This window comes from Actinomadura spongiicola (assembly GCF_003432485.1).
Lineage (GTDB): Bacteria > Actinomycetota > Actinomycetes > Streptosporangiales > Streptosporangiaceae > Spirillospora > Spirillospora spongiicola.
The window spans coordinates 31311-55373 of the sequence record NZ_QVNQ01000014.1 but is presented as its reverse complement, the minus strand read 5'-3'; the positions used below and the strand labels follow the sequence as shown (position 1 = coordinate 55373).

Here is a 24063-nt window from a genome sequence, read left to right as displayed (position 1 = left end):
TGTCACGCGAACGTCGCCGGTGCGGTCTTCAGTTGTGGCAGGTCTGTTGGGCCAGGTCGAGGACCAGTTCCTGGACGCGTCCGCCGTCGATCAGGAACGTGTACACCGCCTTCGGATTGCCCGGCACGACGGTGGACGAGGCGTTGGGGCCCTTCCGCAGCTCCGGATACGCCTTCTCGACCTCGGCGGCGGACGAGCCGAGCGCGATGCCCTCGGGCGTGCGCATGTCCTCCACGGCGAAGATCGACGCGATGCCGAGTTCGGCGGAGAAGTACCCTCCGGCGCTCGACTTCTTCTGGGGGAACTTCCCGAGGTCGAACGTGCCGCACGCCATCGCGCCCGGCGGCTCGGTCTTGACCGTGATCAACCCGGTGGCCTCGGCCTTGTCCCTGCTCATCCCGAGTTGGACCGTGCCGTATCCGGTCGGCCCGAGAAAGACCGGCCCGTCGGCCGCGGCGCTCGGCGAGGCGGCCGCGGACGGGGCGCCGCCCGCGGACGACGGATTTCCGGCGGCCTCGGGACCGTCGTCCGATCCGCCGCTTCCGCACGCGCTCACCACCACCGCACCGGCGACCATCGCGACCACGAAGCCCGAACGTCGGATCATGCGCCACCCTCCCCGAAACCGATCTCGGAGCATTTCACCACCTCACGGCCGTCCGGAATGCCCGTTGAGGTGCCGATCACGTGACCGTTTGTGGTAAACGACTTGGTGTTCCGCGGTCGGCGGAACGGGGAGGACGCGACGCCGATGCCGACTTACGATGTGCGCATGGCCGAGACCACCCGTCCGCGCACATCCGACGACGAGACGCCGCGCGAGCCGAACGCGCCGCGCCGACCTACCGAGCCGCTGTGGCGTGACGCCCTCGGCCGGTGCCTGCGGGACCTGCGCCTCGATCGCGGTGAGACGCTGGCGGAGACGGCCCGTCGCGCCGGGGTCTCGCCGCAGTACCTGTCCGAGATGGAACGCGGCGTCAAGGAGCCGTCCAGCGAGATGATCGCGGCGGTGGCCGGGGCCCTGGGCACGACGCTCGGTGACCTGACGCTCGCGGTCGCGACGGGCCTGCTGGCCGCGCCCGCCGGAACCCCGCCGATGGGCGCGACCTGCCGGGCCACCGCCTACGCCCTGGCCGCGTAGGCGCGTCCCTACACGCTGACGGGCTTCCGTTCCTCGATCACATGGTCGATGAGGCCGTAGTCCAGCGCGGTCTTCGCGGTGAACACGCGGTCGCGGTCGGTGTCGGCGCGCAGCGTCGCGGTGTCCTGCCCGGTGTGCCGGGAGAGGATGCTCTCGATGTCCGCGCGGACGCGGACGACCTCGTCCGCCTGGAGGATGAGGTCGGGGATCGCGCCGCGGCTCTGCCCGATCGGCTGGTGCAGGACGACGCGGGTGTGGGGCAGCGCGGCGCGTTTGCCGGGGGTGCCCGCGGCGAGGAGCACGGCGCCGACGGCGACCGCCTGCCCCACGCACGTCGTCGCGACCTGCGGGCGGATGTAGCGCAACGTGTCGTACACGGCCAGCATCGCGCTCGGGTCCCCGCCCTCGCAGTTGATGTACAGATGGATGTCGCGTTCGGGGTTGTCGGACTCCAGGTACAGCAGTTGCGCGACGAGGGCGTTCGCGACTCCGGCGTCGATGGCGGTGCCGAGATAGATGATGCGTTCCGTCAGCAGGTGCGAGTAGACGTCCATGATCCGTTCACCGCGCGGGTGCTGCGCGATGACGTTCGGGATCGTGTAGGTGCTCATCGGACCGCTCCTTCCGAGGGGAGACCGAGCCCGGCGGGGCGGCGGTCCGCCGGGACGAGTTCGTCGAAGTCGCCGACGATCGCGTCGACGAACCCGTAGTCGAGGGCTTCCCGCGCCGTGTACCAGCGGTCGTGCAACGAGTCCTCGAAGACCCGCTCCAGGGGTTGGCCGGTGTCCTCGGCGATGAGCCCGAGCACCGTGTCGCGGGTGTGGCGCAGGTCGCCCGCCTGGAGTTCGATGTCGACGGCGGCTCCGGCGATCCCCGCGGAGCCCTGGTGCATCAGCACGCGGGCGTGCGGCATCGCGAGCCGTTTGCCGCGCGTCCCGGACGACAGCAGGAACTGCCCGGCGCTGTAGGCGATGCCGAGCACCACCGTGGACACGTCGCACGGGATGAGCCGCATGACGTCGCGGATCGCGAGCATCGACGGCACCGACCCGCCGGGGGAGTGGATCCACAGCGCGACGTCCCTCGACGCGTCCTCCCGCGCCAAGGTGATGAGTTGCGTCATCAGCAGCGTGCCGTTGTCGTCGTCGAGCGCGCCGTCGAGGACGAGAACGCGTTGCTGGTACAGCTCGCGCCGCGCTCGTTCGTTGAACATCGGGATTGCCTGTTCCTCGCTCATGTCTTCACTTTGCGGCGACGCGCGCACCGGGCCGAGCCATATCCGCCCACGGCGGATCCGCTCACAGCAGCGAGCCCGGGGGTTCCGACGACCGGGGGCGCGATGACCTGTGGCGACGGATCAGGTTAGGCTCCCCTTATCTCGTAGCCGATTTCGGAGGAAAGTGGTGCTGACCGGACTCGGCGGACGTTGATGAGCGCGGTCAAGGAGACCCGGCTCGCGTCCGGTCCGGCGTCCGGGGTCGCCTCCGGAAGCGCGGCGGCACGCAGGCGCCGACTCACCGGGTTGAGCGTCCTCGTGGCGCTCCTCGCGGTCTCGGTCGCGGCGTCGCTGGCCATCGGGGCGCGGTCGTTGAGTCCCGGCGAGGTCTGGCAGGGACTGTTCGCCGCCCCGGACCCCGACCAGCGGCTCACCGAGATCAGGCTCATCGTGCGGACCGTGCGGTTGCCCCGTACGGTCCTCGCGGTCGTGGCGGGCATCGCGCTGGGAGTCGGCGGCGCGCTGATCCAGGGATGCACCCGCAACCCGATCGCGGACACGGGCCTGCTGGGCGTGAACGCCGGTGCCTCGTTCGGCGTGGTGACGGTGATCGCCCTGTTCGGGTTCACCAGCCCGTTCCAGTACGTCTGGTTCGCGTTCGTGGGCGCGGCGGCGTCCGGCGTCGTCGTGTTCGGGCTGGCGAGCATCGGCCGGGGCGCGGGCAACCCGCTGACGCTCGTCCTGGCCGGGCAGGGAGTCGCGGTCTTCCTCGCGGCGATGACCACGGCGATCACGCTGTCGGACCGGCAGTCGTTGAACGCGCTGCGGTTCTGGAACGCGGGCACCGTGGCCGGTGTCGGGTTCCGCGTCATCTGGCCGGTGACCGCGTTCATCGTGGTCGGGCTCGTCCTGGCCCTGGCCACGCTTCCCGCCGTCAACCTGCTGAACCTGGGGGACGACGTGGCGCGGGCGATGGGGGTGAACATCGCGGTGACCCGGACGGTCGCCATCGTCGCCATCACGCTGCTGGCGGGCGCGGCGACGGCCGCGTGCGGTCCCATCGCCTTCCTCGGACTCATGGTGGCCCATGTCGCCCGCTACCTGACCGGGCCCGACTACCGCTGGCTGGTGCCGTACGCGGGGCTGCTCGGAGCGGTCGTCCTCATGGTGTGCGACATCGTGGGCCGCCTGGTCGTGCGGCCCGGCGAACTGGACGCGGGCATCGTCGTCGCGCTCCTCGGCGCCCCGTTCTTCGCGGCCCTGGTGTGGCGCGGGAAGTTCAGGAACGCATGAGCGACACCGACATTCGACGGCCCGTCACACCTGGCGTGCGGCTCGGACGCGTGTCGTTCGTGTGGCGGCCTTGGAACGTTCTCGTGACGCTGTTGCTGGCCGCGGCGACCTTCCTGGTGTTCTGCCTGTCCATCGGCGCCGGTGACTTCCCCATCGCCCTGCCCCGGGTGATCGCCACGCTCTTCGGCGGCGGCGAGCGGTTCGACCGGTTCGTCATCATGGACCTGCGGTTGCCACGCGCGCTGGCCGGGCTCGTCGTGGGCCTCGCGCTGGGCGTGTCCGGCGCGATCACGCAGTCCCTGGCGCGCAACCCGCTGGCCAGCCCGGACGTCCTGGGCATCACCCAGGGCGCCGGTGCGGTCGCGGTGCTGCTGCTGACGGTGTCGGGCGGCACGACCGCGGCGATCGCCGGTTCGGTGGGCGTGTCCGCGGCGGCTCTCGCGGGCGGTCTCGGCACCGGACTGCTGGTGTACTTGCTGGCGTGGCGGCGCGGGATCGACGGCTTCCGGCTCATCCTCATCGGCGTCTCGGTCAGCGCCCTGATGCAGGCGATCACGACATGGCTGCTGGCCACGGCCGACGTCACCGACGTGGCCCGCGCCCAGGTGTGGCTGGTCGGCTCGCTGGACGGCCGGTCGTGGGACACGGTCACGGTGGCGCTCGCGTCCACGCTCGTCCTGCTGACCGTCGTGGCCGGTGCCGCGTTCCAGTTCCGGCCGATGCACTTCGGTGACGAGGTCGCCGCGGGACTGGGCGTCCGGTACGCGGTGGTGCGGGCGGTCATGCTGCTGTGCGCGGTGCTGCTGGCCGGTGTAGCGGTGAGCGCGGCGGGCCCGGTCCCCTTCGTCGCGCTGGTGACGCCGCAGGTGGCGATGCGGCTGGTGCGCTGCCCGACCCCGCCGCTGGTGGCGTCCGGGCTGGTGGGCGCGGTGCTGCTGATCGGTTCCGACCTGGTGGCGCGGACGGCGTTGCCGGTCACGCTGCCGGTCGGCGTGGTCACCGCCGCGATCGGCGGGCCGTTCCTGGTCTATCTGCTGGTGCGGGCGAACCGGAGACAGGTGGTGTGACGGTGAGGCGAAGGCAGACCGAGACGGACCATGCGGCCGACCCGGACCCCGGGGCCGACGGGGCCGCGCGGCTCGCCGCCAAGGACGTCGCGGTCGGATACGGCGGCCGGACGGTCATCGACGGCCTGGACGTTGAGATCCCTTCCGGTGTCATCACCACGATCATCGGGCCCAACGGCTGCGGCAAGTCGACCCTGCTGCGGACCCTGTCGCGGCTGCTCAGACCGTCCAGGGGCACGGTCGTGCTGGACGGCGCCGACATCGTCAGGCTCAAGACGAAGGACGTGGCGAAGAAGCTCGGCCTGCTGCCGCAGGCGCCGGTCGCGCCGGAGGGGCTGACGGTGGCCGACCTCGTCGCCCGCGGACGCCATCCGCACCAGGGCTGGCTGCGGCAGTGGTCGTCGGACGACGCCGACGTCGTGGAGCGCGCGCTCGCCATGACAGAGGTGTCGGACCTGGCGGACCGTCCGGTCGACGCGCTGTCGGGCGGGCAGCGCCAGCGCGTCTGGATCTCGATGATCCTGGCGCAGGGCACCGACCTGCTGCTCCTGGACGAGCCGACCACCTACCTCGACCTGGCGTACTCGATCGACGTCCTGGATCTGGTGGACGACCTGCACGAGTCGGGCCGCACCGTGGTGATGGTCCTGCACGATCTCAACCTGGCCGTCCGCTACAGCGACAACCTGATCGTGATGAAGGCGGGGTCGATTATGGCGCAGGGGCATCCGCGCGACGTGATCACCGCCGACCTGTTGCACGAGGCGTTCGGGCTGCGCGCCGAGGTGATCGACGATCCGGTGGGGGACCGGCCGCTGATCGTGCCGATCGGCCGCGCCCACGTCCGTCCCGACCTGGCCTCTCCGGCGGGAGAGTGAGGAACGGAACAAAGATTTAGGTGAGCCTACCCTAATTCCGCCTGTTAGGGTGTTTCCGCCCTGATCAGGCATAAAGGACAGCACACAATCAAGGATTTCGCATGCCCCACCAAGCAACGACCCTCACGAGATCCTGGCGGCGGTGGGCGGCGATCCTGTCCGCCGCGATCCTCGGCGCGAGCCTCCTCGCCGGATGCGGCTCCGACTCGGCCGACGACACCGGCGACGACTCCCAGGGCGCCTCGGGCGGCGTGTTCCCCGTGACCGTGGAGCACTACTTCGGCTCCACGAAGATCACCAAGGCGCCCAAGCGGGTCGTGTCCGTCGGCTACACCGACGACCAGGCCATCCTCGCGTTCGGCATCAAGCCGGTCGGCATGGTCGACCAGTACCCGAACCCGCCGGGCAAGACCCCCGACATCAACACCCAGTGGCCCTGGGTGAAGGACAAATGGGGCGACACCCGTCCCGAGGTCATCATGAACAACGGTGACTCCGGCCCCAACTTCGAGAAGATCGCCGCGCTGCGTCCCGACCTGATCATCGCGGTCTACTCCGAGATCGACCGGGCCGCCTACGACAAGCTCTCCAAGATCGCGCCGACGGTGGGCCGGACCAAGGCCGAGAAGGAGCCGTTCAGCGCGCCGTGGCAGGACAACGCGGTGCACATCGCCAAGGCCCTCGGCAGGGAGGCCGAGGGCACCAGGATGGTCGGCGACATCCAGGGCAAGCTGGACGCCGCCCGCAAGGCGCACCCGGAGTTCGCGAACCAGACCGCCGTCGTCATCTCCTGGTACAAGAACAAGATCGCCCCCTTCACCACCACCGACGTCCGTGGACGGCTCGTCACCGGCATCGGCTTCAAGGGCGCCACCGAGATCGACAAGATCGCGGGCGGGAAGTTCTTCACCGAGCTGTCCCCCGAGCGCATCGACCTCATCGACGTCGACCGCATCTTCGTCGTCAACGACAAGGCCGACCAGGAGGGCCTGAAGAAGTTCGAGCTGTTCACCAACCTCACCGCCGTCAAGAACGGGAAGGTGTCGTACCTCCTGGACAGCGAGGGCCCGGCGATCGGCGCGGCCATGTCCCAGGGGACGCTGCTGTCCCTTCCGTACGCGATCGACGCGATCGTCGAGTCGGCCGCGTAGGTGCATGGGACCCACCGGCACGCGCCTCGCCCCCGCCGCCCTGCACACGGCGACCGGGCGCGAGGCCACCCGATGGGTCGCCGCGCGCTGCCGTGAGACGCCCTGGCTGACCGCCACCGCCGTGCTCACCACGGTGGCCGGGGCGGCGCTCCAGGTACTCCCCGTCCTCCTGCTGGGCCGGGTGGTCGACAACGTCGTCGAAGGCGCGCCGCAGTCGACCCTCATCACGATCGGCGCCCTTCTTTTGGCCGCCGTGCCGCTCGGTACGGCGGCCACCGCCGCGTCGACGTACCTGATCGGACGTCTCGGCGCGGACCTGCTCGCGCGGCTCCGGGAGGGTGCCGTCCGCGCGGTGCTGGGCATGCCGAGCGCGCGGATCGAACAGGTCGGCCGGGGGGACGTGCTCTCCCGCGTCGGCGACGACGTCGCCGTGCTGTCGAAAGGCATCCGCACGGCCGTCCCCACGGTCTTCTCGGCGGGGGTGCTGGTCGCCATCGCCATCGCCGGCATGTTCGGCCTCGACTGGCGCCTCGGCCTGGCGGGCGCCGGTGCGCTCCCCGCCTACGCACTCGCCCTGCGCTGGTATCTCCCCAGGTCGGCGCCGCTCTACCAGCGGCAACGCGCGGCGCAGGCCGACCGCGCCCAGGAGTTGATCAGCGGCCTTGAGGGCATCGACACGGTCCGGGCGTACCGCCTTGAGGACGCCTTCCGCGCGAAGGTGACCCGCGAATCGTGGCGGGTGCGCGATCTCGGAATCGAGGTGTTCCACCTCTTCGGCCGTTTCGTCGGCAGGGAGAACCGCGCCGAGTACATCGGACTCGTCCTGATCATCGTGGTCGGGTACGCGCTGCTGGAGGCCGACGCCGCCACCCTCGGCGACGTGTCGGCGGCGCCGCTGCTGTTCCACCGCCTGTTCAACCCGCTCGGCTCCATCATGTTCACCTTCGACGAGGCCCAGAAGTCGGGCGCGAGCCTCACCCGGCTCGTCGGGGTGCTGAAGGAGGCCCCGTCCGGGCACCTGGTCGGCGACGCCGCCCCGCCCGCGGACACCGCCGCCCACCCGGTCACCGTCGAAGGCCTGACGTTCACCTACCCGGGCAGCGAAGAACCCGTCCTCCGGGACGTCACCCTGACGATCCCGGCGGGCGGCTCGCTCGCACTGGTCGGCGCGACGGGCGCCGGGAAGTCGACCCTGGCCGCGCTCATCGCGGGCATCGGCACCCCGCAGTCCGGATCGGTGCGCATCGGCTCCACCGACCTCGCCGAGCTGGACGAGGCCGGGGCACGCTCCCTCGTCAGCATCCTGACGCAGGAGACACACGTGTTCTCCGGCTCCCTCGCCGACGACCTACGGCTGGCTGCTCCGGACGCGACCGACGCCGAACTGATGGACGCGCTGCGCACGGTCGGATGGGTCGACGCCCTCCCAGACGGTCTGAACACGTTGGTCGGCGAGGGCGGCGAACGTCTCGACGCCACCAAGGCCACCCAGATCGCCCTGGCCCGGCTCGTCCTGAACCGGTCGCCGGTCGTGGTGCTGGACGAGTCGACCGCGGAAGCGGGCAGCCAGGGCGCCGCCGAGCTCGAACGGGCCGTCCACGCCGCCTGCCGCGGCCGCACCACACTGTTCGTGGCCCACCGGCTGACCCAGGCGATGGCGGCCGACCGCATCGCCGTCCTGGACGCCGGACGCGTCGTGGAGCAGGGCACCCACGACGAACTGGTCGCGCTCGACGGCCGGTACGCACGCCTGTGGCGGGCCTGGCGAGCGGGCGGCTGACCACACGATGGCATCCACCGGGACCGCGATCCTCCGAACCGCGCTGCGCCGCAACGCCGCCCCCATGACCTTGGGCACCCTCCTCATGGGCCTGTACCAGGCGGGCGAGACCGCCTTCCCCATCGCGCTCGGCCTGATCGTCGAGCACACGATGCGGGACCGGAGCCTCGGCGCCCTCGCCCTCTCCCTCGCCGCCCTCGGCGTGATCATCACAACGGTCTCGCTGTCATGGCGGTTCGGCATGCGCATCCTGCAGAAGGCCGGGACGACCGAGGCGCACCGCTGGCGGGTCCGGGTCGCGGCCTGCGGACTCCAGCCCGTGGCCCGCGACGTTGACCTCAAGTCAGGTGAGGTGCTGACCATCGCGACCGAGGACGCCGACCAGACCGCCGACATCATCGAAGTGGTGCCGCTGCTGGTCAGCTCGCTCGTCGCCGTCCTGATCGCCACGGTCGCGTTGGGCCTGGCCGACCCCGGCCTCGGCCTGCTCGTGATCGTCGGAACGGTCGGGCTGCTGACGATCCTGAGCGTCCTGTCCAGGCGGATCGGCTCGTCCACCCGCGAACAGCAGGCCCGGGTGGCGCGTGCGGGCGCCAAGGTCGCCGACCTCATCGCGGGCCTGCGCCCCCTGCACGGCTTCGGTGGCAACCACGCCGCCTTTCGCTCCTACCGCACGGTCAGCACGGAGGCGAGAAACCAGGCGATCACCGTCGCGAGGGCGAACGGCGCGTACGCGGGCGCCGCCCTCGCCCTGAACGCGCTCCTCGCCGCCGCCGTGACCCTGCTGGCGGGCCACCTCGCGTTCCAGGGGCAGATCACCACCGGGGAACTCGTCATGGCCGTGGGGTTGGCGCAATTCATCATGGAACCGCTGAAACTGTTCTCGGAAATGCCGAAGTACATCATGGTGGCCCGCGCGTCCGCCGGACGGATGGCCCTGCTCCTGGCGGCGCCGCCGGTGATGACCCCCGGCTCGGACCGTCCGGACGCCGACGGCGGCCTGGAATTGGACGGCGTCCAGTACGGCTCCCTGCGCAAACTGAGCTTCCACGTGCCCACCGGCGAGTTCACGGCCATCGCCGCCTACCAACCCGGCACCGCGGTCGACCTCTTGTCTCTGCTCGCCATGGACGTCCCGCCGCACGCGTACGAAGGGACCGTACGAGTCGGCGGACAGGACACAGCGGACCTGTCGATCGACGCGCTCCGCGAACACCTGCTGGTGAACCCGTCCCACGCGGAGATCTTCGCGGGCACGCTCCGCACCAACATCGACCCGTCCGGCACCGGCCGCATGGTCGACGAGGCCGTCGAGGCGTCCATGCTGACAGACGTCGTCGCCCTCCACCGCGAGGGGCTCGACCACCCCGTCCGCGACCGTGGCGCGAACCTCTCCGGCGGCCAGCGCCAACGCCTCTCCCTGGCCCGCGCCCTGGCCGCCGACCCCGCCGTCCTCGTCCTGCACGACCCGACCACCGCCGTCGACGCCGTCACCGAACAACTGATCGCCCGCAACCTCGCCGCCCTGCGCCGGGGCCGCACCACCATCGTGATCACCACCAGCCCCGTCCTCTTGGACGCGGCCGACCGCGTCCTCGTCCTGGACGACGGCGCCATCACCACCGAAGGCACCCACCGCACCCTCCTCAACACCAACGCCACCTACCGCCGAGCCATAACCCGCTGATCACAGAACGCGGCGCAAGCCAACTTTCCTTGGAGAACGGGCGTCCTATCGAACACCTGAAGTTCCCTTGCGCGATGGAGGTCCAGAATGCGCGCATTACTTGGGGGTTCGCTGACACTCGTCATGTCGGCCGCTCTCGTCGGGGCGCTCGGCACGCCCGCGTCGGCCGCATGTGACACCCCCTGGGGATCGCTGCGCAAGGGCACGCTGACCGGCGTCGCGAAGGGCCCGTTGGAACGAGTCCGCACCGGCCGCCACGCCTGCTATGACCGTCTGGTCATCGACGTCGCCCAATCGGGCTTCGGCCACCGCGTCAAGTACGTCGACCAGGTCTACATGGACGCCTCCGGCGACCTGGTCCCGCTGCGCGGTGGCGCCAAACTGGAAATCATCGTCCAGTCGCCAGCCGCACCGGGATACCCGTCCACCTCACCCAATCTGGCCGACGTCTCCGGCTACACCACCTTCCGGCAGGTAGCGGGCGCGGTCTCATTCGAGGGCAAGACCACGCTCGGCCTGGGCGTCCGGGCACGTCTCCCGTTCCGCGTCTTCACCCTCCCCCGCGACGGCGGCGGTTCACGCTTCGTCGTCGACGTAGCCCACACCTGGTGACCACGACCAGAAGACCCGACCATCAACCCTCGACGGCGGCCCGGCTTCCCCACCGGGCCGCCGTCAGCGTCCAGATGCTGAGGCCGGCGCTGAACGGACGCGTTCAAGTGGCTCTGTTCCAGCGGCTGGTGGTGAGTGGGGTGGTGTTCGGGGTGTTTGTGGAAAGAAACAAGCGGGTGAGTCTGGACCGGTTGTGATCGAGTTTGTTGGGTGTGGGAACGGGCCAACCTTCGAGGGACGTGGGACGTCTCTATTAGCACTTGGTTTGTTCGCGCGATGGAGGTCCAGAATGCGCGCATTAGTCGGAGGGTTGTTGACCCTCGTCGTGTCGGCCGTTCTCGTCGGGGTGCTCGGCACGTCCGCGTCGGCGGCGTGTGACACCCCGTGGGGGTCCCAGTCGAAGGGGACGCTGGGCGATTACTCGCAGGGCCCGCTTGAGCGGGTCCGTACCGGCCGTCAGACGTGTTACGACCGGCTGGTCATCGAGGTGGCCGGGTCGCGCTTCGGTTACCTCGTCGGCTACGTCGACGAGGTCCACCAGGAGGGTTCGGGCAAGCCGGTGCCGCTGCGCGGCGGTGCCAAGATCCGGATCATCGTCCAGGCCGCGGCCGCTCCCGGGTTCCCGGCCGTTTCGCCCGAGCTGGCCAATGTGTCCGGGTACACCACGTTCCGGCAGGTGGCGGGGGCGGCCTCCTTCGAGGGGCAGACGACGATCGGCCTGGGGGTGCGGGCGCGCCTGCCGTTCCGGGTCCTCGCCCTCCCGCGTGAGGGTGGTGGCACGCGGCTCGTCGTCGACGTGGCCCACGCCTGGTAGTCCTGTCCGGCGGGTCGCACGCTTTTGCGCGGTAGAAGACCCGATCGTGGCGGCGGCCCGGTTCTCGTACCGGGCCGCCGTCAGGCCTGTGATCAGCCGTTAGGGCGCGGGGCCCGAAATCAAGGTCCGCTTTCGGTCAGGTCGCCGGTCAACGCTCTCTGGCACTTCCCTGACGCTTGATCTAATTTGAGGTCAGGTCTCCTGCAAAGGACGGGTCTCCGCCGAAGGTGGTCTTCCGTGGCGATGAGCGCACCTGCCTCGTCGTCGGCCCCGATGAGATGGCACATCGGTCCTCAGCGGCCGAGGTTCGGGGGCGACAGAGAGGTGATCGTGTGATCGCGTGGACGCGGGTGGGAACGGCCCTGATGATCACGGTGTTGGTCGCCGTGATCGGCGGGTCCGGGCCGCTGGCCACGAAGGATGGAATGGCGGCCACGTGGCCCCAGACCCCGAAGGTCGACCCGCCTCCGCTGCCCGCCGACCCCAGGACGCCCCAGGAAGAGTTGGACAGGCTCGGAATCAGCGGTTACGCGGATCAGATGAGCGTCCGGCCCGGGGAGTCCGTCACGTTCAGGGTGAGCACCAAGAGCCCGGCGTTCCAGGCGACGATGGTGCGGGTGGTGCACGGTGACGCCGATCCACGCGGGCCCGGGATCAAAGAGCAGGCCGTCGAGTCCGACGTCAACAAGCAGTACCCGGGGCGGTATCAGACGTTGCCGCTCGGTTCGTACGTGACCGTCCCCGACGACGGTGACCTGCGGCCGGACGGCGATTTCACCATCGCGGCGTGGATCGCGCCGACGACCGTTCCCGGTTCCAAGCTCAACCCCATCGCCTTTCAGCGGACGCCGGTCGGCACTGGTGCCGTCCAGGGGATCGTGACGAAGTGGTCGGAGGCGGAGCAGACCGGATACGGCATGGTCGTGGACCGGGACGGCGGGCTGGGCCTGCGGCTGGCCGACCGGTCCGGGCGCGTCCACGCGGTGGGCACCGGTGTGAAGATGCAGCCGTGGGCCCCGGCGCTGCGGGGGGTCGAACCCCGTGGGGCGGTCCGGCCGCAGCACGTGAACTCCTCCGGCTGGTACTTCGCCGCGGTCTCCTACGACGCGGAGACCGGCAAGGTGAGGTTGTACCAGCAGCCGCTGTCCGGGCACCCCAACACGTCCGAGGCCGTCGTCACCCGGACGATCGGGGCCCGCGGGCTGAAGAACGCGACCGTCCCGTTGCTGATGGCCGCCTACCAGGGCGCCGGCGACCGTCCGGCCGGGTTCTACAACGGCAAGATCGATGCCCCGAGGGTGTACGACCGGGCCTTGGACGACCGGGAGATCCGCGCACTGCGACGCGGCGGACCGGCCGAAGGAGCGGTGGCGTCCTTTGATCTTTCCAGAAACATGGACACCGACCGTGTCGTGGACACCTCGGGCAACCGACTGCACGGCCGGGCGGTCAACCTGCCGGTCCGGGCCGTCACCGGCCACAACTGGCGGGCCGACGAGCAGGACTTCAAGCGGGCGCGCGAACAGTACGGCGCGATGTACTTCCACGAGGACGACCTGGGCGACGCGGCCTGGAAGCCCGACTTCACCTGGCGGGTGCCCGACGACGCCCGCAGCGGCGTGTACGCGGCGAAACTCGAAGCGGACGGACGCGTCTATCACGCGACCTTCGTGGTACGTCCGAAGAAGCCCGTCTCGAAGGTCGCGCTGCTGGTGCCGACGTTCAGCTACCTGGCCTACGGCGTGACGGGCCCCTTCGTGAACGGGTTGAGCCAGTACTCCCAGCACAGCGACGGCAGCGGAGTGGTCTACTCGTCGAGCCTGCGCCCGATCATCAACATGCGTCCGTACACCACCGGGCCCAAGGGTGAGGGCAGGCCGTGGCAGTTCGAGGCCGACACCCACATCATCGACTGGCTGGAGTCCACCGGCCACAACGTCGACTACATCACCGACCACGACCTGCACCGGGAAGGCGGGAAGCTGCTCGACGACTATCAGGTCGTCATTACTGGAAGCCATCCGGAGTACACGTCGGAGCCCATGCTCGACGCTTTGCAGGGCTGGCTGAACGGCGGCGGCCGTCTCATGTACCTGGGCGGCAACGGCTTCTACTGGGTCACACCACTCGACCGCACCGGCACCTACACCGAGGTGCGCCGCCACGACGGTACCGAGGCCTGGCAGGGCGCTCCCGGCGAGCACTACCACAGCACCACCGGCGAGTACGGCGGCCTGTGGCGGTTCCGTGGACGGCCGCCGCAGCAACTCGTCGGCGTCGGGTTCACCGCCCAGGGGTTCGGATCCCGGCTGGGCACCGGCATGTACAGCCGTCCTGTCGTCCGCTCACCCGAGAGCCACGGCCCGAACGCCGCGTGGGTGTTCGACGGCGTCAAGTCCACCGGCCCCATCGGTGACTTCGAGTCCCTGCAAAGCCCGGGTGGTCCCATGGGTGAGGAACTCGACCGCGCCGACTACGCCCTCGGGTCCGCCGACAACACGATCGTGCTGGGGACGGGCGCCGGTTTCGGTGACGAGTACCTGTTCGTGAAGGAGGAGAACAACACCGCCAACCTCATGGAGGGCGGCACCGTCAACTGGCTCGTCCGCGGCGACGTCGCGCTGACCCACTACCCCCGGGGAGGCGCGGTCTTCTCGGCCAGCTCCATCTCCTGGGCGGGAAGCCTGTTCTTCAACAAGTACGACAACGACATCGCCACCATCACCGAGAACGTCCTGGACGCCTTCGCCGCCGACAAGCCGCTCCCCGGCACCGGCTGACCGGTCCCCCGTCTTCCTGTCGCCGACCTCGGAGGCCATGTGTACGTATCGGTACGCGGCATCCCTCACGGTGGAAGATCGACGGCCCGGGTGCCCCGGGTCGTCGTCGTCCTCGGCCTGGTGAGCCTGATCACCGACGTGTCCACCGAGATGGTGACGGCCGTCCTGCCGCTGTTCGCGACCCTCGCCCTCGGGCTCACTCCGCTGGCGTACGGTCTGCTGGACGGCCTCTACCAGGGCGCGACCGTCCTGGTACGGCTGCTCGGCGGCTTCTTCGCGGACCGGCTGCGCCGCCCCAAGCTCGTCGCGGGCACGGGGTACGCCCTCGGCGCCGCCGCCAAACTGATGCTGTTCCCCGCCGGGGGTCCGGCGGCGCTGTCGGCGGCGGTGGCGGTGGACCGCGCGGGCAAGGGCCTGCGAACCGGGCCGCGCGACCTGCTCATCGCCACGGCGGCTCCACGGGACCGGCTCGGCGGGTCCTTCGGCGTGCACCGGGCCCTCGACGCGACCGGCGCGCTGCTCGGCCCGATCGTCGCGTTCGGGCTGCTCGCGCTCGCGCCGGGCGACTTCGGCATGGTCTTCGTCGTGTCGTTCTGCGTCGCCGTCCTCGGTGTGCTGCTGTTCGTCCACCGAGTTCCGGAGCACCGCGCGGAACGTCCGGCCGGGCTCGGCTCGCGACCGATCTCGGTTCGCGACGTCGCGTCCCTCATGCGGATCGGCGGGTTCCGGCGGCTGCTGTGCGCCGCGGCCCTGCTGTCGGCGACGACGATCGGCGACGCCTTTCTCTACCTCGTCCTGCTGAGCAACGAGTCGGTCACGACCCGCTGGTTCCCGCTGCTGTTCGTCGGGACGAGCCTGGTCTATCTCTCCCTGGCCGTGCCGCTCGGCCGCATCTCCGACCGTTGTGGCAGGAACCGCGTCTTCACCATCGGATACGGGCTGCTGCTGTGCGCGTATCTCACGGCGATCCTCATCAGCGGGACCATCGGGGTCGTGGCCACCCTGGTGTTCCTCGGCGCCTACTACGCGGCGACCGAGGGCGTGCTGCCCGCCGCCGCCGCGCCGCTGCCGCCCGCCGAACTGAGAGCGACCGGGATCTCCGTCGTCCAGGCGGCGGTGGCGGGTGGACGAGCCCTCGGCGCGGTCACGTTCGGCGCGATCTGGACGGCCGCCGAGAGCGACACCGCCGTGCTGGCCTTCGCCGCCGCGCTCACGGCCGCCCTGCTCGCGGCCATACCGATGATCACACGGACGGAGGCTCGATGATCCGGCACGGCACCAGAGACGGCAGGATCATGATGGGGATCGCGATCCTCGTGACGGCCGTGGCCGCGGGCTGTGTCGCGTCCTCGGTGCTGCGCGCCCGCGCGACCGGTGGGGACGGCTCCGCGGAGCTGCCCGACGGTCGCCAGATCGTGTTCCGGTCGCTCCGCCCCGGGCCCGGCTTCGGGCACATCGCCGCGGTTCCGGTCGCCGAACCGCGCGGCGAGCGCGTCGTCCTCCCGACCCGCTGCGAACGGACCGCCGCCTCGGCGGCCGGCGGCCTGTGCCTGCGGCAGACGCGCAACCCGATCCGGCTGTTCACCGCGTCCCTTATGGACGACCGGCTCCGCCCGGGAGAGGAGCTCCCGCTCAACGGAATCCCGAGCCGTGCCCGGATCTCCGAGGACGGCCGCTACTACGCCACGACCGCCTTCGTGACGGGACACTCCTACCTCTCGGACGGCTTCTCCACCGAGACCGTCATCGGTCGGATCGGCGGCGACCCCGTCGGCAACATCGAGCAGTTCACCTTCATGTTGAACGGGCAGCCGAACAGGAACGTGGACCGCAACGTGTGGGGCGTGACGTTCGTCCCCGGCGGGCAACGGTTCTTCGCGACCGTCGCCACGCAGAACCGCAGATACCTCGTCGAGGGCGACATCGGACGGCGCACCCTCACCGCCCTGCGCGAGAACGTCGAGTGCCCGTCCCTGTCCCCGAACGGTCAGCGCCTGGTCTACAAGAAGCGGACCGGGCCCACCTCCGACGTCTGGCGTTTCCACACCCTCGACCTGGCGACCGGCGTCGAGGCCCCGCTCGCGGAGCCCCGCAGTGTGGACGACCAGGCGGCGTGGCTCGACGACGACCACGTGATGTACGGGGTGCCCAAGGGCGGCGCGGGCGGCCGCAACGCCGACATCTGGGTCGTCCCGTTGCGCGGTGGCGCTCCCCGCGTTCTGATTCCCGACGCCGACTCGCCCACCGTCCGATCCCCGTCCCGGAATCGTCTGGCGCCCTGAGAGTTCGCGTCAGCCGCGGCCGAGGACGCAGAACTCGTTGCCCTCCGGGTCGGCCAGGACCGTCCAGGGCACGTCGCCCTGGCCGAGGTCGACATCGGTGGCGCCCAAATCCCGCAGCCGGGTCACCTCCGCTTCCTTGCCGTCGATCGGCTCCGGCAGCAGGTCGAGATGGACGCGCTTTCGCGCCGTGCGCGCGCCAGGCGTGTGGCGCAACTCCAGAAACGGACCGACACCGTCGGAGGAACGCAGCACCGCCTGATCGTCGGTCACCTTGAGCAAGGTCCAGTCCAGCGCCTCGTCCCAGAACCGGGCGAGGGCCCGTGGGTCTTCGCACTCGACCACCACCGCGGCGATCGGGCCGGTGTCCCGGTAGATCTCCCGGGGCTCCAGCACGCGGAACTCGTTGCCCTCCGGGTCGGCGAGGACGGTCCACGGCACGTCGCCCTGACCGATGTCCGCGTCCGTCGCGCCGAGATCCTTCAGCCGCGCGACCATCTCCGCCTGATGGGCCTCGGAGGTGGTGGCGAGTTCGAGGTGGACGCGGTACTTCACCGTCTCCGGGTCCGGGACGGTGACGAAGTCGATGTAGAAGGCGGCGGGGTCCGGCCAGGTGAAGCCCTTGGGCTCGACGTTGGTCACGCCCGGGGCCTCACTGGCGAGGTTCCAGCCGAGCGCGTCCGCCCAGAACCGGCCGAGTGTCGAGTCGTCCCCAGCCTTGAAGTTCACTTGAATAAGCCGCAGTGACATGCCGCCGATCATAGGGCGGGCCGCACAAGAAGCCACGCCCGCAATCGCTCGCCAAAGACGATGTAGCGACCGAACGGCGACTTATTCAGCCGCAGCCGGGACCTATTTGCTCACAGGTTGGCTAATGCGTGGTTCTGGACAACCGTTTTGTGGCGCGTTCCGCAGGAGATGCGTCGAGGAGGTCGGCGTGTCGCTTCTCCTTGGGTTCAATTCGTGCTCGGCGGCGATTCATTTACGGTTGTCGCTCCGTACGGGAACCGGCGGGATATCGGCGAGGCAGGACGTGTCACCGACTCGCAGGTTCCGGACGAATCCGCTTTCGATGCCCGCCACGCAACCGCTCGGCTCCTTTTCCGGCACGTGACCCACGTTGGGCACTTCCACCACGGTGGCGCGGCGGAACTGGCGGGCGGCCAGCCGTCCCTCCTCCGTGGGCGTGTTCGTGTCCAGGTCGCCGGACACCACCAGCACCGGCACGTCAGGGAAGGGCCCGCCGGTCGGCTGGACCGGACCATGCCCGTCCGGCCAACGAATGCAGGCGTTGCCGAGATCGAGGGAAACACTGGTCCACGCCTTCTTGCCGAACGGCCAGAACGTCCTCTCGGAAAGTGCGGCGCGCCTGGCGTCGAACTGCCGCAACCGGGCGTCCACCGGTGCCCTACGGTTCCAGAGCTTCGGATAGTCGTTGCACATCACGGTCGCGGCCTGGTTCGGGTTGAACGCCTGCTCTTCCCGCTTGGCGGTCGAGCCGCTCATCGGGCTCACCCGCCGGGCGGTCTCGACCAACGGCGCGTCGTCGCCGCGCAGCGCGGCCCGCACCATGGCCGGGATCTCGCCGATGCCCTCGGGGGCACCGGCGGCCAGGTCGTGCACGATGACGGCAAGCGACGTGTCGTCCAGTAGCCGGTTCTCGTCCTCCACCTTGTACGGGATCGGCCGCTCCCGCAGCCGTTGCGCGAGCCGTGAGATGTCCCGCAGCACTTGGCGGCCCTCGCAGGCGCCGCCGCTGCGCTCGCACATCAACTCCATCGCCCTGCGGGCCGCGCGCACCCTGGTGCGGCCCCAGGTGTCGAAGGCGAGCGGGTACGCGCTGGACAGGACCATCGACCGCACCCGTGACGGGTGCCGCTGCGCGTACACCGTCATGAGGTAGGTGCCGTACGACTCCCCAAGAAGGTCGAGCCGTTCGATCCCCAGCTTGGCGCGGACCGCGTCGATGTCGTCGGCGATCTCCGCCGAGGTGTAACCGCGTGCGCGTGGCCCCAGCGTCCCGCCGCAATCGCCGATCATGCGGGTGATCCCGTCGCGCGTGGGTGGCAGCCCGGTGATCCCACAGTCGACCGGGTCGGACCTGTTGACCCCGCGCGGGTCGACGAGCAGCAGGTCGAAGCGGTCGAGAAGGGAACCGAACGCCTGGACGTACATCCCGGCGAGCGCGATCGGTGAATCACCCGGACCACCCGGATTGATGGTGATCGTTCCGGACGCGGGCCGAGACGTGTTCCGGCGCCGGATCACCGCGTACGCGACATTGACGCTGCCCTGCTCGGGATGTGCGCGCACCAGCGGCACCCGCAGCGTCCCGCACTCGGCGCGCGGAACCGGCGTACATCCGTCCGGCGGCGCCTCGGCCCGCGCCACCGGTGCCACCGCCACGACACTGACCGCGGCCACGAGCACGACCGTCCTCTTGAAGGTCCTTCTCATGGCGCGAGACTCTCCCGCCTCCCCCCGATCGCGCATCGCCCGACGCGGTGAACCGGTCCCCGATACCCAGGGGGGAGAACGGCCCGCGTCACGGCCGAGTGCCTACCGGCACGTGGACGCGGACAGTGGCGGAGCGCGTCGCTGCTACTGGACGTCCTGGTCGTTCGACTGGTCCATGACGTAAAGGGTCGCGCCACCCGGCTCCTTGTATGTGGCCAGGAAGCCGCCGGGGATCTCTGAGGGCTCCTCGACCACGGTCAGCGTCTCCGAGTGGGCCTTGTGGAACTCCTGGACGCTCTCGACGACGAACAGCGGCCCGACCGCGGCGTTCGGGTCGTGACCGTCGAGCATGAGCTGGACATCGGTCCCCGGCAGGGACAGCGCGACGGTCGCGTCGCCCTCGCGCCACATCTCGGTGAAGCCGAGGGTGTCGCGGTAGAGGGCGAGGGACGCCTTCAGGTCAGCGGTGGGGACGAACAGGAACTCGAGCTTCATGATGCTTCCTTCCGGACGTAACTGGATTTAGGCAGAGCATAACGGCATTATGTACCCATGCGCGAGTGGGTTCCGGTATCGACATCCCCCAGGGGGCGCCTCGCCCTCGCCGCGGTCGAGGCGTTCGGGACGCGTCCCTTCGCCGAGGTCACGGTCACCGAACTGGCGGCCGCGGCGCAGGTCACGACCGGGGCGCTCTACCATCACTTCGGCAGCAAGCTCGGGCTGTACGCCGTCGCGCGGGAGGACGTCGAACGGCGCCTCCTGGACCGGATGGAAGGCGCGATGGCCGCCGCCGGAGGTTCGGCGTCGAGCCGTTCGGCCGCCGTGACGTCGGCGCTGCTCGTCGGCCTCGACTTCGCCGTCCGCGAGGGTTTCCTGTACATCCTGGGCGACCCGCCCGCGGGCACGGAGCACGACCGGCTGGCCGAGACCCTCAGCCAGAACTTCGCCCCGGCGGCACCGCTGCTCGGCCGGGTCCTCGCGGCGGCCTGGCGCGCGGCGCTGACGGCGGTCGCCGCCGGCGAGGATCCCGCACAAGCCCGCGCCGCCCTCGCGGCCCTCAGAATCCAGCCGCCCGACGAGGCGTGAATCCCTCACCACCAGGACCCAAAGCCCAAGGCACACGACCTCGACCTTTCGCTTTGGAACATCCTGGCCTTTCAGGTCGAGCATGGAATGGAGGTGGAGCGGCCGGTGCCGTCCAAACGGCTGACGAGTCCCTGAGACGCCTGCCCGCGCGACGGGTCTCGACCCGACTGGTGGGCGGAACGGCAGGCGACGCGCCATTCCCGCGTTGATCTGGCGAGGAATCAGCGCTTTCGGTGTACGACGTGCGGTCAGATGCCGGTCGGAGACCGCGAATCGTCAGGTAGGACCCGGTTGGGCGTAACGGCGGTGGTGGGCCGGCGCCTTACATGTTACGGTTGGATCTCGGAATGGTAACGGGGTTGGTAAACCTATCCGGTCGGTCTTTTGGTATCGCAATGCGACGGTATGGACCGCAATGCGGGGCGCGTCCGGACTCGAACGGCCCCCTGACCGCCCCGATCGGAGCCTTCATGAGTGGACGTCCGAGAAAGCGTTCCGCCCGTTCGCCCGTGCCCGGCCGCCGTCGTCCGAAACGGGGGGCCGCCGGGATCGGGGAGCGGTCTTGACGCGGAGCATCCTGATCGTCGACGGTCACACCCTCGTCCGGCAGGGTGTGCGGGAGATCCTCGAAGAGGACGACGAGTTAGCGGTGGTCGGCGAGGCCGGCGACGGCGAGGAGGCCGTCAGCATGGCCGCCGACCGGCATCCCGACGTCGTCCTCCTGGAGGTCGGTGGCCACGGCAGGGACGCCGTCACCACCGTGCGCCGCATCCGGCGGCACTCACCGGAAACGAAGGTGATCATCCTCAGCATGCAGGAGGGCCCGGAACTGCTGCGCGCGCTGCTGGAGGCGGGCATCCGCGGCTACCTGCTGAAGACGGTGACGCGGGACGAGCTGGTCGCGGCGATCCAGGCGGTCCAGAACTCCGACCGCATCGTGCTCAGCGTCTCGCGGCGCAGCCTGCCCGAGGACGACGGGGCGCAGCCCGTCCAGCTCACCGAGCGGGAACGGCAGGTTCTGGAGCTCACCGCGCTGGCGCTCACCAACCGGCAGATCGGGAACCGGCTCGCGCTCACCGAGGCCACCGTCAAGCGCCACCTCCGCAACATCTTCGCCAAACTCGGCGCGGGGTCGCGGCTCGACGCGGTCAACCGGGCGGCCCTCGCCGGCCTCATCGAGCCGCCACGGAACACGCTGTAGGCCGCGGGTAGGTCGCGGGGCACGGCTCTGACGGGACGCGAACCGGGCTCGACCCGGCCGTCCTACGTTGGCGGCGACCGTACGCCCAGCGGAGGGACCGCCGTGCTTCGCCAGATCGAACCCGTGGAGGCCAGCAAGTTCCGGACGGTGATGCGCGGCTTCGCCACCGGAGTGACGGTTGCCGCCGCCGACTCAGGGGACGGACCCGCCGGGACGACGATGAACTCGTTCACGTCCGTGTCGCTGGAGCCGCCGCTCGTCCTGTTCTGCATCGGATCCGGGTCGCGGACATGGCCCGTGGTCCGGCGGGCGGGCTGCTTCGCGGTCAGCTTCCTGTGCGCCGGCCAGGAGACCCTCGCCCGCCGGTTCGCGGCGCGCGGCGTGGACCGCTTCGCCGGCCAGGAGGTCGCGACCGCGGTGACGGGCGCGCCGGTGCTCGCCGACGCGGCGGGCTTCGTCGACTGCACGCTCGTGGACGCGCTCGAACTCGGCGACCACCGCGTCGTCGTCGGTCTGGTCGTGGCGGCGGGTCGCCTGCGCGACGCCCGGCCGCTGGTCTTCGCCGCCGGAGGTTACGGGAGTGTCTGAGATGCGGGACCGGATGGCCGCGCTGGAGGCCGAGCGGCGCGCCGCCGTCGTGGTCGGCTGGGGGCTGGTCGAGGGCCGCCGGGTGTTCGCCTACGCGCACGACTTCCGGGTCTTCGGCGGCAGCCTCGGCGAGGCGCACGCCGGCAAGATCCACAAGATCATGGATCTGGCGGCGCAGGCGGGCGCGCCGCACGTCGGGCTGTGCGACGGGGCGGGCGCGCGGATCCAGGAGGGCGTGACCGCGCTCGCCGGGTACGGCGGCATCTTCCGGCGCAACGTCCGCAACTCCGGGGTGACATGAAGACGAAGCCGGTCAGCGCCGGCGAGTACGCCGCCCCGCCCGCGCACGGGCCGAGCATCACGCTGATCTGCGGGTGCGCGCGGTGATCGAGGAGATCGTGGACGACGGCGAGATGTAGTCCTCGACGCGGGCGCGGCGTTCGGTCTCGGGGTCGTCGGCGGCGGCGATCTCCCGCCGGTACACCACGTTCACCGCGGCCTCGGCGCCCATCACGGCGATCTCGTTGGTCGGCCAGGCGAGCGACACGTCCGCGCCGATCGACCGCGAGTCCCGGCGGGAGTTGATGGGGCCGTTCCACGCGGCCGAGCGCGGCCTGGTGGACGAAGTGATCGACCCGGCCGAGACACGTGCGCGGATCGTCGACGCGCTGGACATGCCGGCCGACAAGTACGCGCCCCGGCCCCACCGCAAGCACGGGAACCAGCCGCGGTGAGCGCCGACATCGAGATCGTGCGGGGCCGCCCGGACGAGCGGGAGCTGGCGGCGCTCGTCGCCGTACTTCTGCACGGGGGGCTCCTGCGCGGGGACGGCGGTGACCGCGCGGCGGAGACCACCGCTCCGCGCGAAGCGGAGGGGCGGCCCGCGCCGCGCTGGGACCCCGAGGGGCTCAGCCCACCACGCCCGGCGTCCGCTCCACGACGGCCGCGGACCAGGTGAAACCCGCCCCGACCCCGGCGAGCAGGCAGCGCTGTCCGGGCGCGAGGCGGCCGGTCACGATCAACTCGTCGAGCCCGGCGATCTGGTCCCCGGCGCCGAGGTGACCGATCCGGCTGCCCCAATCCCACGTCGTCCGCGCCCGGTCGATGCCGAGCGGCTCGAAGAACTGGACGTCCATCTTCGGCAGCCCGAGGTGGGGCAGGACGAACCAGTCCACTTCCGCGCGTTCGACGCCGGCCTCCGACAGGGCACGCCCGACGGCGCTGACCTGCCCGTCCCGCAGTCGCCGCAGCACCTCCGCGAAGCCGAGTTCGGACACCGCCTCCTCTCGGGGCGCCTCGGCGTCGATCGGGCGGGCCGCCGCGAGGGGGGCGTCCGCGAACGGGCGCGTGCCCCGGCCGAGTATCTCCAGGCCGGGGTCGGAGACGGAGACCGCGCTGCGCAGCCGGACGGCCGAGCGTCCGTCGTCCGGAGCGCCGCGCGCCAGGACCATCGCGGTGCCGCCGTCGCCGCAGATCGTGCCCGGGTCGGTGCGCCAGCGGTCGAAGCCCGGCGGCGCGAACCGGTCGCCGGTCGACACGAGCGCCTTGCCGCCCGCAGGCCGGGCCGCGAGATACGCGGCGGCCAGTTCGATCGCCGCCATGCCGCCGTTGGACTGCTGCCCCACCTCGACGGCCGGGCAGTCGTTGCCGAGCGCCTCGCGCTGCACGTAGGAGGCGGCCGCCCACAGGTCATGCCCCTGGTAGTGGACGCTGGCGTGCAGGACCAGTTCGACGTCGGACGGGTCCGCGCCGGCGTCCTTCATCGCCTGCCGCGCGGCGTCCGCGGCCATCTCCGGCGGGGCGTCCGCGGCGACGCACACGGCCTGGATGCCGGTGCGCCAGACGTCCTTGCGGGCGCAGAGGCCCCGTTTCTCCGCGTCGGCCGTCTCGATCGCTTCGGGCAGGTGACGTCCGGTCCCCGCCACGTAGATGTCGTCGTACCTCATGCCGCGAGCGTCGCAGCCGCCCGTCAGGGCGCCGTCGAGGACGGGTCGTCGCGACCCGCCCGTCGCGCCGGGCGCGAATGACCCTAG

24 protein-coding genes and 2 pseudogenes are annotated in these 24063 nt (G+C 70.7%); 18 read left to right on the top strand and 8 right to left on the bottom strand.

Going from position 1 to position 24063, the window contains the following annotated elements:
* Positions 1–28: 28 nt before the first annotated feature.
* Positions 29–607, bottom strand: a complete 579-nt coding sequence (locus D0T12_RS32315; RefSeq protein WP_117404561.1) for a hypothetical protein — start codon at positions 605–607, stop codon at positions 29–31.
* A 165-nt stretch (positions 608–772) separates the two neighbouring features.
* Between D0T12_RS32315 and D0T12_RS32310 the strand changes: the two genes are divergently transcribed.
* A complete protein-coding gene (locus D0T12_RS32310; RefSeq protein WP_117404559.1) occupies positions 773–1141 on the top strand; it encodes a helix-turn-helix domain-containing protein in 369 nt (122 codons plus the stop codon).
* An 8-nt stretch (positions 1142–1149) separates the two neighbouring features.
* On the opposite strand, the gene D0T12_RS32305 is transcribed toward D0T12_RS32310, so the two are convergent.
* Positions 1150–1752 (bottom strand): ClpP family protease, encoded by a 603-nt coding sequence (locus tag D0T12_RS32305; protein ID WP_117404557.1) that lies wholly within the window; start codon positions 1750–1752, stop codon positions 1150–1152.
* The gene (locus tag D0T12_RS32300) at positions 1749–2378 is read right to left on the bottom strand and encodes a ClpP family protease (protein ID WP_117404555.1); all 630 of its coding nucleotides are present in this window, start codon (positions 2376–2378) and stop codon (positions 1749–1751) included. The genes D0T12_RS32305 and D0T12_RS32300 overlap by 4 nt, the downstream gene beginning before the upstream one ends.
* 192 nt (positions 2379–2570) lie before the next feature.
* Here D0T12_RS32300 and D0T12_RS32295 point away from each other — a divergent pair, with 192 nt between their 5' ends.
* The 11 genes from D0T12_RS32295 to D0T12_RS32245 all read left to right on the top strand — a co-directional run bounded on the left by D0T12_RS32295 (position 2571) and on the right by D0T12_RS32245 (position 16701).
* Entirely contained in the window at positions 2571–3650 is a 1080-nt protein-coding gene (locus D0T12_RS32295; protein ID WP_117404554.1) for a FecCD family ABC transporter permease, read from the top strand.
* On the top strand, positions 3647–4717 hold the full coding sequence (locus D0T12_RS32290) for a FecCD family ABC transporter permease (protein ID WP_117404553.1): 1071 nt from the start codon (positions 3647–3649) through the stop codon (positions 4715–4717). Before D0T12_RS32295 ends, D0T12_RS32290 begins: the two co-directional genes overlap by 4 nt.
* 2 nt (positions 4718–4719) lie before the next feature.
* Entirely contained in the window at positions 4720–5595 is an 876-nt protein-coding gene (locus D0T12_RS32285) for an ABC transporter ATP-binding protein (protein ID WP_117404729.1), read from the top strand.
* Between the two features lie 101 nt (positions 5596–5696).
* The gene (locus D0T12_RS32280) at positions 5697–6746 is read left to right on the top strand and encodes an iron-siderophore ABC transporter substrate-binding protein (protein WP_117404552.1); all 1050 of its coding nucleotides are present in this window, start codon (positions 5697–5699) and stop codon (positions 6744–6746) included.
* 4 nt (positions 6747–6750) lie between these two features.
* A complete protein-coding gene (locus D0T12_RS32275; RefSeq protein WP_117404551.1) occupies positions 6751–8526 on the top strand; it encodes an ABC transporter ATP-binding protein in 1776 nt (591 codons plus the stop codon).
* A 7-nt stretch (positions 8527–8533) separates the two neighbouring features.
* Positions 8534–10213 carry an ABC transporter ATP-binding protein gene (locus tag D0T12_RS32270; protein WP_117404550.1) on the top strand — a complete coding sequence of 560 codons (1680 nt, stop codon included), beginning with the start codon at positions 8534–8536 and terminating at the stop codon, positions 10211–10213.
* Positions 10214–10300: 87 nt separating this feature from the next.
* Complete coding sequence (locus tag D0T12_RS32265) at positions 10301–10825, top strand: AMIN-like domain-containing (lipo)protein (protein ID WP_117404549.1); 525 nt, start codon at positions 10301–10303, stop codon at positions 10823–10825.
* Positions 10826–11114: 289 nt separating this feature from the next.
* Positions 11115–11639 carry an AMIN-like domain-containing (lipo)protein gene (locus D0T12_RS32260; RefSeq protein ID WP_117404548.1) on the top strand — a complete coding sequence of 175 codons (525 nt, stop codon included), beginning with the start codon at positions 11115–11117 and terminating at the stop codon, positions 11637–11639.
* Positions 11640–11971: 332 nt separating this feature from the next.
* The gene (locus tag D0T12_RS32255) at positions 11972–14419 is read left to right on the top strand and encodes a N,N-dimethylformamidase beta subunit family domain-containing protein (protein ID WP_158581711.1); all 2448 of its coding nucleotides are present in this window, start codon (positions 11972–11974) and stop codon (positions 14417–14419) included.
* A gap of 90 nt (positions 14420–14509) precedes the next feature.
* Positions 14510–15685 carry an MFS transporter gene (locus D0T12_RS32250; protein WP_117404545.1) on the top strand — a complete coding sequence of 392 codons (1176 nt, stop codon included), beginning with the start codon at positions 14510–14512 and terminating at the stop codon, positions 15683–15685.
* Positions 15682–16701 carry a TolB family protein gene (locus D0T12_RS32245; protein ID WP_117404543.1) on the top strand — a complete coding sequence of 340 codons (1020 nt, stop codon included), beginning with the start codon at positions 15682–15684 and terminating at the stop codon, positions 16699–16701. Before D0T12_RS32250 ends, D0T12_RS32245 begins: the two co-directional genes overlap by 4 nt.
* A gap of 9 nt (positions 16702–16710) precedes the next feature.
* On the opposite strand, the gene D0T12_RS32240 is transcribed toward D0T12_RS32245, so the two are convergent.
* From D0T12_RS32240 to D0T12_RS32230, 3 genes are all read right to left on the bottom strand, one after another.
* A complete protein-coding gene (locus tag D0T12_RS32240; protein WP_117404728.1) occupies positions 16711–17448 on the bottom strand; it encodes a VOC family protein in 738 nt (245 codons plus the stop codon).
* 228 nt (positions 17449–17676) lie between these two features.
* Entirely contained in the window at positions 17677–19155 is a 1479-nt protein-coding gene (locus tag D0T12_RS32235) for an alpha/beta fold hydrolase (RefSeq protein ID WP_158581710.1), read from the bottom strand.
* Positions 19156–19299: 144 nt separating this feature from the next.
* Positions 19300–19650, bottom strand: a complete 351-nt coding sequence (locus D0T12_RS32230; protein ID WP_117404539.1) for a VOC family protein — start codon at positions 19648–19650, stop codon at positions 19300–19302.
* Between the two features lie 57 nt (positions 19651–19707).
* Between D0T12_RS32230 and D0T12_RS32225 the strand changes: the two genes are divergently transcribed.
* The 4 genes and pseudogenes from D0T12_RS32225 to D0T12_RS32210 form a co-directional block, all read left to right on the top strand.
* Positions 19708–20241, top strand: a complete 534-nt coding sequence (locus D0T12_RS32225) for a TetR/AcrR family transcriptional regulator (RefSeq protein ID WP_117404537.1) — start codon at positions 19708–19710, stop codon at positions 20239–20241.
* Positions 20242–20803: 562 nt separating this feature from the next.
* The gene (locus tag D0T12_RS32220; RefSeq protein ID WP_233526420.1) at positions 20804–21442 is read left to right on the top strand and encodes a response regulator; all 639 of its coding nucleotides are present in this window, start codon (positions 20804–20806) and stop codon (positions 21440–21442) included.
* Positions 21443–21592: 150 nt separating this feature from the next.
* Complete coding sequence (locus D0T12_RS32215; RefSeq protein ID WP_407642140.1) at positions 21593–22030, top strand: flavin reductase family protein; 438 nt, start codon at positions 21593–21595, stop codon at positions 22028–22030.
* Positions 22011–22325: pseudogene (locus D0T12_RS32210) on the top strand (carboxyl transferase domain-containing protein); the annotation flags it as partial. The gene D0T12_RS32215 and the pseudogene D0T12_RS32210, both read left to right, overlap by 20 nt.
* Before the next feature lie 120 nt (positions 22326–22445).
* Here the strand turns inward: D0T12_RS32210 and D0T12_RS36865 are convergent.
* A pseudogene (locus D0T12_RS36865) lies at positions 22446–22598 on the bottom strand (carboxyl transferase domain-containing protein); the annotation flags it as partial.
* 16 nt (positions 22599–22614) lie between these two features.
* Here D0T12_RS36865 and D0T12_RS32195 point away from each other — a divergent pair.
* A complete protein-coding gene (locus tag D0T12_RS32195; RefSeq protein WP_117404727.1) occupies positions 22615–22764 on the top strand; it encodes a carboxyl transferase domain-containing protein in 150 nt (49 codons plus the stop codon).
* The gene (locus D0T12_RS35115; protein WP_147339723.1) at positions 22761–22988 is read left to right on the top strand and encodes an acyl-CoA carboxylase subunit epsilon; all 228 of its coding nucleotides are present in this window, start codon (positions 22761–22763) and stop codon (positions 22986–22988) included. Before D0T12_RS32195 ends, D0T12_RS35115 begins: the two co-directional genes overlap by 4 nt.
* On the opposite strand, the gene D0T12_RS32190 is transcribed toward D0T12_RS35115, so the two are convergent.
* Positions 22939–23976, bottom strand: coding sequence for a ketoacyl-ACP synthase III family protein (locus D0T12_RS32190; protein ID WP_117404531.1), 1038 nt, complete (start codon positions 23974–23976; stop codon positions 22939–22941). The two genes, D0T12_RS35115 and D0T12_RS32190, sit on opposite strands and share 50 nt — an antisense overlap.
* Between the last annotated feature and the right edge of the window lie 87 nt (positions 23977–24063).

What these genes read in the sequence shown, in the direction of transcription:
- D0T12_RS32275 (WP_117404551.1), top strand. Translation starts at nt 6,751, where the DNA reads ATGGGACCCACCGGCACGCGCCTCGCCCCCGCCGCCCTGCACACGGCG.
- D0T12_RS32290 (WP_117404553.1), top strand. Translation starts at nt 3,647, where the DNA reads ATGAGCGACACCGACATTCGACGGCCCGTCACACCTGGCGTGCGGCTC.
- D0T12_RS32225 (WP_117404537.1), top strand. Translation starts at nt 19,708, where the DNA reads ATGCGCGAGTGGGTTCCGGTATCGACATCCCCCAGGGGGCGCCTCGCC.
- D0T12_RS32240 (WP_117404728.1), bottom strand. Translation starts at nt 17,448, where the DNA reads ATGTCACTGCGGCTTATTCAAGTGAACTTCAAGGCTGGGGACGACTCG.
- D0T12_RS32215 (WP_407642140.1), top strand. Translation starts at nt 21,593, where the DNA reads ATGCGCGGCTTCGCCACCGGAGTGACGGTTGCCGCCGCCGACTCAGGG.
- D0T12_RS32265 (WP_117404549.1), top strand. Translation starts at nt 10,301, where the DNA reads ATGCGCGCATTACTTGGGGGTTCGCTGACACTCGTCATGTCGGCCGCT.
- D0T12_RS32245 (WP_117404543.1), top strand. Translation starts at nt 15,682, where the DNA reads ATGATCCGGCACGGCACCAGAGACGGCAGGATCATGATGGGGATCGCG.
- D0T12_RS32235 (WP_158581710.1), bottom strand. Translation starts at nt 19,155, where the DNA reads ATGAGAAGGACCTTCAAGAGGACGGTCGTGCTCGTGGCCGCGGTCAGT.
- D0T12_RS32270 (WP_117404550.1), top strand. Translation starts at nt 8,534, where the DNA reads ATGGCATCCACCGGGACCGCGATCCTCCGAACCGCGCTGCGCCGCAAC.
- D0T12_RS32190 (WP_117404531.1), bottom strand. Translation starts at nt 23,976, where the DNA reads ATGAGGTACGACGACATCTACGTGGCGGGGACCGGACGTCACCTGCCC.
- D0T12_RS32295 (WP_117404554.1), top strand. Translation starts at nt 2,571, where the DNA reads ATGAGCGCGGTCAAGGAGACCCGGCTCGCGTCCGGTCCGGCGTCCGGG.
- D0T12_RS32195 (WP_117404727.1), top strand. Translation starts at nt 22,615, where the DNA reads ATGGGGCCGTTCCACGCGGCCGAGCGCGGCCTGGTGGACGAAGTGATC.
- D0T12_RS32260 (WP_117404548.1), top strand. Translation starts at nt 11,115, where the DNA reads ATGCGCGCATTAGTCGGAGGGTTGTTGACCCTCGTCGTGTCGGCCGTT.
- D0T12_RS32305 (WP_117404557.1), bottom strand. Translation starts at nt 1,752, where the DNA reads ATGAGCACCTACACGATCCCGAACGTCATCGCGCAGCACCCGCGCGGT.
- D0T12_RS32230 (WP_117404539.1), bottom strand. Translation starts at nt 19,650, where the DNA reads ATGAAGCTCGAGTTCCTGTTCGTCCCCACCGCTGACCTGAAGGCGTCC.
- D0T12_RS32310 (WP_117404559.1), top strand. Translation starts at nt 773, where the DNA reads ATGGCCGAGACCACCCGTCCGCGCACATCCGACGACGAGACGCCGCGC.
- D0T12_RS32315 (WP_117404561.1), bottom strand. Translation starts at nt 607, where the DNA reads ATGATCCGACGTTCGGGCTTCGTGGTCGCGATGGTCGCCGGTGCGGTG.
- D0T12_RS32300 (WP_117404555.1), bottom strand. Translation starts at nt 2,378, where the DNA reads ATGAGCGAGGAACAGGCAATCCCGATGTTCAACGAACGAGCGCGGCGC.
- D0T12_RS32280 (WP_117404552.1), top strand. Translation starts at nt 5,697, where the DNA reads ATGCCCCACCAAGCAACGACCCTCACGAGATCCTGGCGGCGGTGGGCG.